Here is a 13,297-nt window from a genome sequence, read left to right as displayed (position 1 = left end):
AATTAACTTTTGCATAACATTCACTCATTTAATACAGTTTTCCCGGCCTCGACCGAGTGAGTCAGCCAAACATTTCCGCCTATCACGCAATTATCGCCGATTCTTGTATCACCGCCCAAAATAGTAGCTCCTGCATAAATTATCACGTTGTCGCCTATATCCGGATGACGCTTGATTCCCTTAACTAATGAGCCGTCAGAAGCAACCGCAAAACTTTTCGCCCCGATTGTAACATGCTGATATAATTTCACGTGTTCGCCAATTGTCGCAGTCTCGCCGATTACAACTCCTGTGCCGTGATCAATAAAAAAATATTTCCCGATTGACGCACCCGGATGAATATCAATCCCCGTTAATTTATGGGCATATTCAGTAATTATTCGCGCGATTAAATTTGCGTGCATTAAATAAAGTTCGTGAGCAATTCTGTACGCGCTTATTGCAGTAAATGCAGGGTAAGATAAAATTATTTCATCAAAACTCTTTGCGGCTGGGTCTCCCTGATAGGCTGCTTGAATGTCAGTGATTAAAATTTTGCGAATTTCCGGTAATTTTGCGATGAGTCCGGCTGTAATTTTTTCTGACTCGTTATAATTGCCCGTTATTCTTGTGAGAGAGCTAATTAATTTTTTGCACGCAAGATTTAAATTTTCGAGTATGCTTATTTTTTCGGGATTCACATGAGCGGGAAACATTGCCGATTGAATGTCCCTGAAAGCTGACTCGGTTTGTTCGCGGATTCCGTTGAAAGACTCGCCGTCGCCAGCCGTCAAGGATTCAAGTTCTTTGCTGGTAGATTTCAAGATTTCGTCAAGATGCATGATTTATTCTGCAAATAATTCTGTTGATAAATAGCGTTCTCCGTTGTCTGGGAAAATTGCGACGATATTTTTTCCGTTATTTTCCGGTCTGCGTGCGAGTTCAATTGCGGCAGTTAAAGCAGCTCCCGACGAGATTCCCACTAAAACGCCTTCAAGTTTTCCCATGAGTCTAGCGTTAGTGAATGCGTCTTCGTTCTTGACCGTGATAATTTCGTCATAGATTCGAGTATTCAAGACTTCAGGTACAAAACCTGCGCCGATACCTTGAATTTTGTGCGCACCCGAACGCCCCGACGATAAAACAGGAGAATTAAACGGTTCGACAGCGAAAATTTTTATGTTGGGATTCTGAGATTTCAAATATTCGCCGACTCCGGTTAAAGTTCCGCCCGTCCCAACGCCTGCAACAAAAATATCAACTTGTCCGCTTGTGTCATTCCAAATTTCCGGGCCTGTTGTTAATTTATGAATCTTAGGGTTTGCAGGATTCACAAATTGTCCGGCAATAAAGCTGTTAGGAATCTCATTTGCAAGCTGTGAGGCCTTCTCGATAGCTCCCATCATACCTTTTGCGCCTTCGGTTAAGATTAATTCTGCGCCGTAAGCCTTCATTAACTTTCTGCGCTCAATCGACATTGTTTCGGGCATAATGATTATAACGCGGTAACCTCTAGCAGCTGCGACGGAAGATAAGCCGATTCCAGTATTGCCGCTTGTAGGTTCAATTATGACGCTGCCGGGCTTGAGTCTTCCGGATTCTTCTGCGTCGTCGATCATTGCTTTAGCGACTCTGTCTTTGACGCTTCCGGCCGGGTTAAAGTATTCGAGCTTGGCCAAGATTTTCGCTGACAAATTAAAATGTTTCCCGATTCGCGTTAATTCCAAAATTGGCGTGCTGCCGATTAACATATCTGCTGACTTGTAGATCATAATAATAAATTCCTCCCTATAAAAATTTTTATTGATATTCACAATAAAGCCCTAACGTAATAAGTATTCGAGCCTTACTAAAATTTTCGCCGACAAATAAATATTTTGCTGACTTAAATAAATTCCTCCTTGTAAAATTTTTTATTGATATTCACAATAAAGCCCTAATGTAATAAGTATTCGAGCCTTACTAAAATTTTCGCCGACAAATTAAATATTTTGCTGACTTAAATAAATTCCTCCTTGTAAAATTTTTTATTGATATTCACAATAAAGCCCTAACGTAATAAGTATTCGAGCCTTATTAAAATTTTCGCCGACAAAATAAATATTTTGCTGACTTAAATAAATTCCTCCCTATAAAAATTTTTGCATGATATAGTGAAAAAACTTTCATATCTATAACAAGCAAAGTCAAAAGCTAAAACCTTTTCACAACTTACAACCGGAACCGATTGTGTGTCATTGGCTGCACTGACATGAAAAAGTTATAAGATACACGCAAATAGACTCAGTGCGCGAACGAAATTATTTAATTACTCGTGAAAAAATTTGTGAATAAATTAGAATCCTGAACAGAGGCAACAACAACAGCAGTATAAACCCTTATGAGTCAATGCAAATATTAAAGAATTATTATACATACTGTTTCACCCCGATAAATAATAAAAATTTTACTGCGTGAAAATATAACATGTAAAACGCTTTTAATCAAGTGTAAAATATGTGATAAAAATTTACAGGAGGCTTGATGAATTTTGCTTGATGTAATTCTCGAATATCTGCCGTACGCTTTAGTAACAACTACAACACCGGGACCAAATAATTTAATGTGCCTTTATGCCGTAAGCTCAGAAGGTTGGTCGGGAGGGCGCAAATTAATATCAGGAATCTTTACCGGCTGTACAACTTTATTAATTTCGAGCATATTATTTTGTCATCAATTGAATGAATATGTGCCGGGACTCGTGAAATATTTAAAATATGTCGGAGCTGCTTATATTATCTGGCTGGCTTTACGCATTGCAACGAGTAAACCAGGAAAGAGTCAAGAACGTGCGATAACTTTTAAAAGCGGGCTTCTTCTTGCGCTGACAAATATAAAGATGCTGCTATATTTCATTACTATTTTTACGGTTTATATAATTCCGTCGGGAGCAAATTTATATAATTTATTTGTGCATGGGCTAATAATTTTATCAATCAGCGTTTTAACGTGGTTCACGTGGGGTGCGGCTGGGAGTCTCCTGCAAAGAGTCATAGCAAAATATTACAGACCGTTTAATATTCTCATGGGCATTATTTTATTATGGTGCGCGGTGAAAATTGTCATGTGATATAATGAGCTTATACAAATTCCCGAATATAAATAAATATTTTTACAACTACATTTGCAACTACAAAAATTGTGCGTTGTTTAATAATTTGCAAGATCTCACGGAGAAAAAATTTTTCTTAACGCGTAAAAAATTTCCCGGTCGAAAATATTTTAATCAACCGGGATTAATTGCGCAAAATTATTTATTTCGTTCGGTTATTACTCTTCTATTATTTCTATTTCCTGATCATCATCTGGAGCATGAAAATTTTGATTTCTTTCTTTTCGTTTGTAATAGTCAATTGCAATATCTGCCGACCAGTCATTTGCGATTTCTTCATTGTGTCTGCTGTAGCTCATTGCGCGTGAAACATTTTCAAATACTATGTCAGTTCCGCGGCTGTCTGCAACGTAATTAACGGCTCTACGGGCGGAAATTCCTAAATTTTTGGCTGTTGTTATTGCGTCGATATTTGCTCCGATGAACAAGAACTCCCAGCCGTATTTTTTCTTTTGATTCTCGATCATGTGCTTAATTTTCGGGCCTGTAAATCTCCTGCTTGCATTCTCGTAGCCGTCAGTGATTATCACAAAATTTGTGTGTTCGGGTACGTCTTCGGGCTTGGAGTATTTATGAATCCTTCCGATATGATCAATTGCACTGCCGATTGTGTCAAGAAGTGCTGTACTTCCGCGCGTAAAATATTCGTCCTCTGTCATATTTTCTATCAGCGATAAATCGACTCTATCGTGCAAAACTTCTTGAACATCATCAAATAAAACCGTTGAGACAATAGCTCTGCCGGGTTCCTTTTTTTGTTTCTCGATAAGCGAATTGAATCCGCCTATAGTGTCGCTTTCAAGACCTGACATCGAGCCGCTTCTGTCGAGAATAAATACCATTTCCGTTAAATTATTATTGACCTTCTCAGCTGGTTTATCGTCATGAGGTTCAATAGCATCGCAAAATTTTTCGAGTTCATCACTCATAAAAGAATCTAACACGGGCATAATGAGATTCTCAATTTCTGCGGGAATTTCCCACATACCTTGCGCGATTGCTCCTGTCATACATGCAATTGTGTCAGAATCTCCGCCGATTGATACTGCATTGCGTATAGAGTCCTCGAAATCATCTGCTTCAAGAAATGCAATAATAGCTTCAGGCACAGACCCTTGACAAGTCGCGTCAAAATAATAATCCGGCCTTATTTCGTCAAGAGTGCGGTTTAAATCGTAATTATATTTTATGCTGATGTAGGATTTAATATCTTGTTTGCTTTTGCCCGTGCGAGCTAAAAAAATTGCTGCTGCTATTGCTTGTGCGCCCTTAATTCCTTCGGGGTGATTGTGAGTAACTTCTGCGCTTAACCTTGCGAATCTCTCGACAGTGTCCAAGTCATCAAAGTACCACGCGACCGGAGAAACTCTCATAGCTGACCCGTTGCCGAAACTTTTAAACGGTGTTGTATTTCTTGAACGCAGCCACGTTTTAAACATTCTTCCGTAACCTGCATCGGGATAACGTTTACCGAATTGCTTCATAGAATTTATTAATGCCGCCTTAAATTTTGTCTCGCTTATCTCGCTGCCCTTCTTGAACTCGCACAAAGCATGAGCAACGGCCATTGTCATTACAGAGTCGTCCGTAAATTGCGAGTAGGGACTCACAAGATCAAAATCTTTCGCCTTAATGTTGTTAAATTCATAGATACTGCCAATTACATCGCCTATAATTGCGCCTAATAACATAAACAATCATCTCCATAGTTAAAGATAATGTGCTATAATAACTAATATAAAACTTTCTAGGGATTTCGTAGTAACTGCTCTTAACCAATACATTTATTATATCAATTTTCGTGATTTTTTCAATATCCGTAGAATAACTCTTGACAAATTTAATATAACATGTTAATCATAAATTTTTTCAGAAGTCTTAGCTATGATAAACGAATACGGCTACAAGATAAATTATCGCGCTAAAATATTTTTCCGCCAACCTGTTTAAAATGTTGTTACGGGCATTGGCCAAATTTTATTGAATAATTTCCGAGCTTTATTTTATTTCCTGCACTAAACCGGCGGAGCTTAATGTTATGTTATAGCAAATGAACTTAAAATTTTGCCGTAAATCTGCCTTTTTGCGGGAAAACTAATTAATAGCGCATACATTAGAGCATAAAATTTATTGTAACTCTTGACATTACATCAATGCGATTATAAAATTTCTCATGTTGTAACAAATATAATTACATGACAGGAGAGAAAATTATTTATGAAAATCGCAGTTGTAGCAGCAAACGGCAAAGCAGGACGCTTAATCGTCGAAGAGGCAGTAAATCGCGGACTCGATGTTACAGCAATAGTTCGAGGCGAGAACAAGACGAAAGCAGCTCATTCAATCAAACGTGATATTCTTGACATTAAAGCAGATGACCTGAAAAATTTTGATGTTGTTATTGACGCATTCGGAACGTTTGACCCTGACACTTTACACCTTCATAGCGAGACTCTAAAAGTTTTGTGCGATGCTGTGAGCGGGACTCAGACTCGTTTATTAGTTGTCGGCGGCGCAGGAAGTCTCTATCTCGACAAGACTCACACGCAGCAATTATATAAGACTCCTGATTTCCCGAAAGATTACAGACCTTTAGCAGCTGCACAGGCTCAAGAACTCGACGAACTAAGAAAGCGTAAAGACGTTAAATGGACGTTTGTGAGTCCGGCAGCAGATTTTCAGGCAGACGCACCGAGAACAGGAAAATATATTCTTGCGGGCGAAGAATTTACGTTAAATTCAAAGGGTGAAAGCATTATCAGTTATGCAGATTACGCAATTGCAATGATTGACGAGGCTTTGAACGGGAATCACATTCAGCAAAGAATTTCAGTAGTAAGGGAGTAATCTATAATGAGAAAAATTTTAGCGGCTTTATTCGTGTTAGCGTTAATGGCTTCGGCTTCTTTTGCTTCTGTCAGCGTAGGAAATATGAACGTTTACAATTTCGATAATATCAAGCTCCACGCTTACGGGACGGGCGACAACATGAACGATTTTTGTTATTTGCTTGAGACTTCGGACGGGCTAGTTTTAATTGAGTCGACTGCTTATAGAGAAAATGTTCAGTCAATGGCAGATTATATTAAATCACTGGGAAAGCCTTTAACGGGTGCTTTATTCTCATATCATCCAAACGGTTATAAATCTTACGGCGATATAAAAATTTATGCCACGTCAAGCGCATTAAAGAGCTGGGCTGAAGGCGGAAGTGTTTGGAATCTCACAAAAAGTTTTGTTCAGGCGAGCGGAGAAAAAGTTGCTGAAGATTTGCCGGACTCAGCAGAAATAATCAAAGAGGGTCAGACTTTGACTCTTGCAGGAATAGAATTTAAAATTTTGCACGAGTCCGACGGTGAAGGCTACGGAATCGAAATCCCCGCAATTAATGCCGTTTATCGTCATATGTTAGGTTCAAAGACTCATAATATTTTGCCGGCACTAGCATATATTGAAGCAGAAATTGCAGAGTTAAAAGAATATCAGGCGAAAGGTTATTCACTGATTTTAACGAGTCATAATGCCCCAGAAGGAAAAAATGCAGTCAGCGAAAAAATTTCATATCTTGAAAAAGTTTTAGAGCTTGCTAAAACCTGCAAGAATCGCGAAGAATTTATCTCAAGCGTAAAAGCTGCTTTCCCTGACTATAACGGCGAGGCTTATTTACAGATGAGTGCGGGAGCTTTGTTCAGCAAATAAAATAGTTTATAATCTTGGCATCGGTCAACTTGGCCGGTGTCATTTTTTTTGCGGGGAGGTAGTGAAGATTCAAATTTCAAGCAGATTCACAATAGCAGTACATATTTTGACATGCATAGATTATTTCAGCGGTGAGTTTGCGGTAACGAGTGATTTTCTTGCGTCAAGTATTCAAGTCAACGCGGTTATAATCAGAAAAATTATCTCACAGCTCAAAGCAGCCGGAATGATTGATATTAAGCGCGGTAAAACTGGCATGAAATTAGCAAAATCTCTCGAAAAAATTACGCTCTATGACATTTACAAAGCTGTTGACTGCGTAGAGGGCGATTTATTTCACTTTCACGAGAATCCTAATCCTAAATGCCCGGTCGGGAAGAATATTCATTTTGCGCTGGATAATTATTTGCACGAGATTCAATCTGCAATGGAGGAAAAATTAAAGTCTTTCACCGTCAAAGATGTTGCAGCAAGAATAAAATAACCCCCCGTTTTTATCGAGGGGCACAAAATTTTTTATGATAACACGCTTAAATCGCCGGTTTCTCTGAATAATTTATTACACTTCACGAGGATTGCGAGTCTATTTGCGCGCACTTTCTCGTCTTTGTCCATGACCATAACACTTTCAAAGAATGAAGCTACAACCGGTGATAATTCAGCTAATAATTGCGTTAAAGTCTCCCAGTCATACGAGGCGAGCGCATTTTTTACGGGTGACTCAAGTCTCATTACTTCCCTGAATAAATCTTTTTCTGCGGGAATGGTCATCAATGACTCGTCAGGGTTTGAGTCTTCCATGTTGGGAGCGTTCTTCTGCAAAATGTTCTTGACTCTTACTGCCGAGCTTACTAACTCCGTGAACCATTCATTTGATTTTACGCCGTTAAGGGTCTCGATTAATTTCAACGCCTGACAAGGAACATCACCCGCGACAGAAATTCCCAGCGTTACAAGTGAATAATCAAATCCGCGTTCACGTAATTGCACATGAAGTCTCTGTCTCATGAAGTCTAAAATTTTCGCGCAAATTTCATCATCAACGCCGTTAATTTTGCATGACTCTTTTACTGCGTCGGCCATGTTGAAATTATATTTTCGCGCAAATAAAATTTCGTTGATACACCTTGCAGCGCGTCTTAAAGCGTATGGGTCTTGAGATCCGGTCGGTTCGAGTCCTACTTTGTGGCAGGCTGTAATAATATGCACTCTTTCAGCGAGTCCGAGTACAGCTCCTACACTGTCAGTCGGTGTCTTATCTTGAGCGTTCTGGGGTAAATATTGCTCATGGAGTGCAAGAGAGACTCTATGGTCTTCACCGCTTGCCTTTGCGTATTCACGTCCCATAATGCCTTGTAATTCCGGGAACTCGAACACCATATTTGTAACGAGATCCGCTTTTGACAAGTAAGCAGCCCTGTCAACGAGTGAAGCTATATCGTTCATGTTATATTTTTCGCAGAACCATAAAGCTAATTGACGTGTGAGCATGACTTTATCATAAACGCTGCCGAGTTTTTCCTGATAAGTAACACTTTTGAGTCTGTCAACATATGAAGCAAGCGGGATATTTCTATCTTCGTCCCAGAAAAATGCAGCATCTTCGAGTCTAGCGCGTAAAACTCTTTCGTTGCCTTCACGGATTATATTTATATCTGATACGTGATTATTGCTGACTCCGACGAAATAATTTGCAAGTTTCCCGTTTTTGTCTTTATTGCGGACGGCTAAATATTTTTGATTCTTCTTCATTGAGGTAGTAAGCACTTCTTCGGGGATTTCGAGATAGCGTTTATCGAATGAACCTGCAAAAGGCACAGGGAACTCAACGAGATATAAATTTTCCTCTAAAATCTTTGGATCCATCTCGACCTCTAAATTTCCCTCAAAATCTTTCTGAAGGTTTGCTATTGCGCTTTTCATTTTCTGGAGGCGTTTTTCTTGATCGAGAATTACGTTATTGTCGTATAAAATATTCATGAAATCATCAGCGTTATTTACTTCGATAACTTTTTTGCCCATGAATCTATGACCGCTCGTTAATCTTCCTGAAGTAACATTACCGAACTTGAACGGTATAATTTTTTCGTCAGCAAGTGCGAGAATCCAGCGAATCGGCCTAGCGAATCTCACTCCGGAATTATCCCAGTACATACTTTTGGGGAATGTGAGTCCCGAAATAAGACCGCTCAAAATTTCCGGTAATACATCAAGAGTGCTGCGGCTTTCCTGCTTGACTTCTGCTGCGATATATTTAACTCCGTTTACTTCCATTTCTTTGAGGTCATTTATGTCAACTTTGCGGCTTTTTGCGAAACCTATTGCGGCGCGTGTGGGTGTTCCGTTTTCGTCGTAAGCTGCTGACAAAGGAGGCCCCTTGAGCATTTCAACGAGTGCATTTTGTATATCGCTGACGTTGCTGGCCATTAAAACGAGTCTTCTAGGTGTTGCATATGTCTTAACGTCTTTAAATTCTATGCGGTTTGCGGTGAAAGATTCTTCTGCTTTCTGCTTGAGTGATTCTAAAGCGTCGGGAATGAATCGAGACGGGATTTCTTCTGTTCCTATCTCGAGTAAAACATTTTTAATCGGCATTGTTAAATTATTCTCTCCTTATTCGTCAAAAAATGTCCCAGTTGAATTAGTAAACTTTTCCATTAACGGGAAATTCATTTCTTCGCGTTGTTTTCTGTAGGCTGCGGCACATCTGCAGGCAAGTGCTCTGACTCGTGAAATATAGCTTGTTCGTTCGGTTACGCTGATTGCGTTTCTTGCGTCGAGTAAATTAAACGTGTGAGAACTCTTCAGCACATAATCATAAGCGGGCAAAACAAAGCCTTTATCGAGAATCCGGCCTGCTTCAGCTTCGTACATGTTAAATAACTGGAATAACATATCAGTGTCTGCGTCCTCGAAATTATAATGTGAGTGTTCGATTTCGCCCTGTAAATGAACGTCGCCGTAAGTTACTTTGCCTGACCACGTTAAATCATAGACGCTGTTTACTTTCTGAACGTACATAGCGATTCTTTCGATTCCATATGTTAATTCAGCGGGAACAGACTCCATGTCTAAGCCGCCTAACTGCTGAAAATATGTAAACTGCGTTATTTCCATTCCGTCAAGCCAGACTTCCCAGCCGAGTCCCCATGCGCCTGTTGAAGGGTTTTCCCAGTCATCCTCAACGAATCTAATATCATGTTCTGACGGGTCAATGCCGAGCGACGCAAGACTCTCAATGTAGAGCTCCTGAATGTTTGCGGGTGCGGGTTTAATTATTACCTGATATTGATAATAATGTTGAAGTCTATTAGGGTTCTGGCCGTACCTGCCGTCTGATGGTCTTCTTGAGGGTTCGACGTAAGCGACTCGCCAAGGTTCGGGGCCCAAGACTCTTAATGCTGTAGCGGGATTCATTGTTCCTGCTCCTACTTCAATATCATAAGGCTGCTGGACTACGCAGTCATGACGGCTCCAGAAATTTTCAAGCCTGAAATATATTTCTTGGAAATTCAATTTATTAGCACTCCTTTATTATTTACTCCGCGTTGTTCTAGTTGCTAACTGCGGATGTGTTGCCAAGTACGGAAGGGGATTAACGGGTTTGTCATTAATCCTGACTTCAAAATGTAAATGTTCGGTTGAAGCTCTGCCGGTTCTGCCGACGTAGCCGACGACCTGCCCGACTGTTATGCGCTGGCCTTCTCTTACTGCTACAGCGTTGCAATGAGCGTAAAGAGTTTTGACTCCTCCGCCGTGATCCATCAAGACAAAATTTCCGTAGCCTCTGAAGCCCGGTGTTGAATTATTGCCGGTTCTCGCGACTACACCTGTTCTAGCTGCTTTAATGGGAGTATTTAACGGCATTGGAATATCAATTCCCGCGTGTTTGCGTGATCCTCTTGGCCCGAAACCTGATGTAACTTTGCCGTCGACTGGCCATAACATTTTACCGTTGAGAGCTGCTAAATTAGGTACGTAATTATCGTTAGGTCTTCTTGGCGGTGTGTAAAAATATGGCTGTAAATAGTCGGGAATTGTCCCGAAAGTGTGATCTAAATCTGTGAGGCTCGGACGTTTGGGCGCAGCGTTTGCGGGAAGTCTGACAACTTCTACTTTATCACCGGAAATTACGAGTCTCATCGGGCCTGTTGCGGGGTCTCCGTTCGGTGAAAGAATTATAATCGGATCCATTAAACCTGGAATCTTGTTCGGGTCTTCTGCACGTTTTTGAGCGTCGGCTAAAATTTTATCGGGTTTAGAATCGCTTTTTGCAGGAGGTGTAACGGGTGCGGGTTTTGCTGCTGGTAAAACTGGACTCACGGGCGGAGTAGAAATATTTACAGGTTTAGGCTTGTTAATAGGAAGTGAGGCCGAATAATTTAATTTTCCCCTGTTCTGCCAGACTGCTAATAGATCCGCGTGATTCTTCGGCAAATAAATAGAAGTTCCCGGCTTTATGTCCTGTGAGCTTGTAGCATTTGCCCATAAAATGTCTTCGATCGTGAAATTATGCATTATGCAGTAGTGATTTAATTTTTCCATTCCTATTGATATATCTTCGTCAAATGTAAGAGTCTCCCATTTTGCTGCGTAACTTTTTGACGCTATTATAAATGTGCTCGCTAAAATTATTCCTGTCAAAAATTTTCTATATCTATATAATAAATTCATTATTAATCACTCCCATAAATAATTATTGCTTATTATAACGTGTAAAGGCGTAAAATTTTATAATTTCTGGAAAAATAAAATCAGGACTCACGAAGGAAAATCCCGCGCAAATCCTGATTTATCAAATTATGAGTCAGTGTGTTAATGAGTCTGCTTCAAGTTTACTGATATGACAGGTTTATAAATTATTCTGGCCTCAAGCCATGCAGATACAGTAACGCAATAATTTTCGGGGACGTTATAAATTTCTTCGCCGTTCTCGTCAAAAAATGCTGCGCTGTCATTGTTTGAGTCATCTTCTTGGCCGTTCGGGAATGAGTGCCAGACCAATAAAGAATTTTCCGGGACTCTTTCATCAAGCGACACTGTAAATTCATATAAGCCGCTTTCTGTTACTTGTATATCGGGAAGAATCGCAGCAATCATGAAATTATCGTTTGAGACAAGACCTAATGCACCCGCAGAAAGTTCTATAATTTCAGGCTGAGTCAATGCGCTCAAGTTTTCATTATTTGACGTTGATTCGGATTCGCTTACTGATTCTGATTCTGAATTAGAGTCAGAGTCTGCTGAATTTGTCGTATCAGCCTCTTTAACAGTAAGAGTCAATTTTTTGCGTTTGCTTCCTGCTTCATTAGCGACGGTAACATAAAATTTAAATTTGCCGCTTTCTTTAGGAGTGCCCGAAATTTTGCCGTTACTGCTGATTGATAACCATGCGGGCAAGTCTTCACCCGACCACGTTAAAACAGGGCTTCCGGACGCTTCGAGGGTGAAATTATAAGATTGTCCGACTCTGGCTTCTGTGAGTGAACTTGTTAAAATTTTCGGCTTGATTGCCTTAATCGTGAGCTTGACATTTTTTGTGTCGCTGCCTGCTGAATTTGTTGCAGTGATTGCTACAGTTCCCTTGAAAATATGAGTTGGCGTTCCTGTAATTATTCCCGTATTAGGATCAAGAGTCAAACCTGACGGGAGGCCTTCAGCTGTCCAAGTTACAGGCTTATCGCCATTTTTGAGAGTCAATGAGCCGTAGAAATTCGTATGTACAAAAGTTTTCGGCAGAGATGAAGTCTTTATTTTCGGAGGAACGGGAGTAATTGTAATACTGTAAGGCTTCTCGACGTAAGAATTTCCGTCACCTGCTCTTAGTGTAAAATTGAATGTGCCGATCTCTTTAGGTTTGCCGGAGATTTTACCTTTAGCGAGAGTCAGACCTTCAGGAAGTGAACCGCTTGAAATTGTCCATTGAAGTTTAGTAGCAGATAAGCCTTTACTTGTAAATTTACCCTTATAACTTTTTCCGCTAATACCTACGGGCAGTGAATAATCTGTGATGTCATAAACAGCGAGTTTGACACTTTTTGTATGCTGGCCGGCTGAATTAATGAACGTTACAGAGAGACTATAATCCCCCGGTTGTGTAGGAGTTCCGGAAATTTCGCCCTGAGTGTTAATGTTCAAGCCTGCGGGGAGATTCTTACAAGATACGCTGGTTAATGTGCTGCCGGTGAAGTCAATTTTTGCGCTGTAAGACTTGCCTGCTGCTCCTGAAATTAGAGTCTTTGTTGTAATCTTGGGCTTGACTGGTTTCTCAATGATTATAGTGAAGGTTCTAGAGTCATTGCCTGCGGTGTTGCTAGCTTTGACAGCAAATGAAAAAGTACCGGCCTTAGTTGGAGTGCCTGAAATTACGCCGTTATTTGCGAGAGTGAGTCCGTCCGGTAAATTGCCGCTGCTCTTCTGCCAAGTTATAGGCGTTGTGCCTGATGCTGCAAGAGTAACGGAATAATT

Annotated in this window: 11 protein-coding genes; 4 read left to right on the top strand and 7 right to left on the bottom strand. The window is 40.3% G+C overall.

Annotation, left to right across the window (positions count from 1 at the left end):
* Nucleotides 1-20: 20 nt before the first annotated feature.
* Together IJT21_08980 and cysK are read right to left on the bottom strand one after the other, a co-directional pair.
* Complete coding sequence (locus IJT21_08980; GenBank protein ID MBQ7578384.1) at nt 21-821, bottom strand: hypothetical protein; 801 nt, start codon at nt 819-821, stop codon at nt 21-23.
* A 3-nt stretch (nt 822-824) separates the two neighbouring features.
* The gene (gene cysK / locus IJT21_08975; GenBank protein MBQ7578383.1) at nt 825-1,751 is read right to left on the bottom strand and encodes a cysteine synthase A; all 927 of its coding nucleotides are present in this window, start codon (nt 1,749-1,751) and stop codon (nt 825-827) included.
* Nucleotides 1,752-2,509: 758 nt separating this feature from the next.
* On the opposite strand from cysK, the gene IJT21_08970 reads away from it, so the two are divergent.
* Nucleotides 2,510-3,088 (top strand): LysE family transporter, encoded by a 579-nt coding sequence (locus IJT21_08970; protein ID MBQ7578382.1) that lies wholly within the window; start codon nt 2,510-2,512, stop codon nt 3,086-3,088.
* Between the two features lie 200 nt (nt 3,089-3,288).
* Here the strand turns inward: IJT21_08970 and IJT21_08965 are convergent, their stop codons facing one another.
* Entirely contained in the window at nt 3,289-4,821 is a 1,533-nt protein-coding gene (locus IJT21_08965) for an ADP-ribosylglycohydrolase family protein (GenBank protein ID MBQ7578381.1), read from the bottom strand.
* A 526-nt stretch (nt 4,822-5,347) separates the two neighbouring features.
* Between IJT21_08965 and IJT21_08960 the strand changes: the two genes are divergently transcribed.
* From IJT21_08960 to IJT21_08950, 3 genes are all read left to right on the top strand, one after another.
* Nucleotides 5,348-5,977 carry an NAD(P)-dependent oxidoreductase gene (locus tag IJT21_08960; protein MBQ7578380.1) on the top strand — a complete coding sequence of 210 codons (630 nt, stop codon included), beginning with the start codon at nt 5,348-5,350 and terminating at the stop codon, nt 5,975-5,977.
* Between the two features lie 6 nt (nt 5,978-5,983).
* On the top strand, nt 5,984-6,829 hold the full coding sequence (locus tag IJT21_08955) for an MBL fold metallo-hydrolase (GenBank protein ID MBQ7578379.1): 846 nt from the start codon (nt 5,984-5,986) through the stop codon (nt 6,827-6,829).
* A 67-nt stretch (nt 6,830-6,896) separates the two neighbouring features.
* A complete protein-coding gene (locus IJT21_08950) occupies nt 6,897-7,313 on the top strand; it encodes an Rrf2 family transcriptional regulator (GenBank protein MBQ7578378.1) in 417 nt (138 codons plus the stop codon).
* A 32-nt stretch (nt 7,314-7,345) separates the two neighbouring features.
* Here the strand turns inward: IJT21_08950 and IJT21_08945 are convergent, their stop codons facing one another.
* From IJT21_08945 to IJT21_08930, 4 genes are all read right to left on the bottom strand, one after another.
* A complete protein-coding gene (locus tag IJT21_08945) occupies nt 7,346-9,424 on the bottom strand; it encodes a glycine--tRNA ligase subunit beta (protein ID MBQ7578377.1) in 2,079 nt (692 codons plus the stop codon).
* 18 nt (nt 9,425-9,442) lie between these two features.
* Nucleotides 9,443-10,345, bottom strand: coding sequence for a glycine--tRNA ligase subunit alpha (glyQ, locus tag IJT21_08940; GenBank protein MBQ7578376.1), 903 nt, complete (start codon nt 10,343-10,345; stop codon nt 9,443-9,445).
* Nucleotides 10,346-10,363: 18 nt separating this feature from the next.
* Nucleotides 10,364-11,503, bottom strand: a complete 1,140-nt coding sequence (locus tag IJT21_08935; GenBank protein MBQ7578375.1) for a peptidoglycan DD-metalloendopeptidase family protein — start codon at nt 11,501-11,503, stop codon at nt 10,364-10,366.
* A gap of 141 nt (nt 11,504-11,644) precedes the next feature.
* Nucleotides 11,645-13,297 (bottom strand): putative Ig domain-containing protein (locus IJT21_08930; GenBank protein ID MBQ7578374.1); only part of this gene is annotated, 1,653 nt, incomplete at its 5' end.

This window comes from Synergistaceae bacterium (genome assembly GCA_017443945.1).
Taxonomy (GTDB): Bacteria; Synergistota; Synergistia; order Synergistales; family Aminobacteriaceae; genus JAFUXM01.
This window is presented reverse-complemented; position numbering and strand designations above follow the sequence as displayed.

Bases quoted from the DNA above. Each gene is read 5' to 3' on its own strand.
- IJT21_08980 (MBQ7578384.1), bottom strand. From the start codon at position 821: ATGCATCTTGACGAAATCTTGAAATCTACCAGCAAAGAACTTGAATCC.
- cysK (MBQ7578383.1), bottom strand. From the start codon at position 1,751: ATGATCTACAAGTCAGCAGATATGTTAATCGGCAGCACGCCAATTTTG.
- IJT21_08965 (MBQ7578381.1), bottom strand. From the start codon at position 4,821: ATGTTATTAGGCGCAATTATAGGCGATGTAATTGGCAGTATCTATGAA.
- IJT21_08960 (MBQ7578380.1), top strand. From the start codon at position 5,348: ATGAAAATCGCAGTTGTAGCAGCAAACGGCAAAGCAGGACGCTTAATC.
- IJT21_08955 (MBQ7578379.1), top strand. From the start codon at position 5,984: ATGAGAAAAATTTTAGCGGCTTTATTCGTGTTAGCGTTAATGGCTTCG.
- IJT21_08945 (MBQ7578377.1), bottom strand. From the start codon at position 9,424: ATGCCGATTAAAAATGTTTTACTCGAGATAGGAACAGAAGAAATCCCG.
- IJT21_08935 (MBQ7578375.1), bottom strand. From the start codon at position 11,503: ATGAATTTATTATATAGATATAGAAAATTTTTGACAGGAATAATTTTA.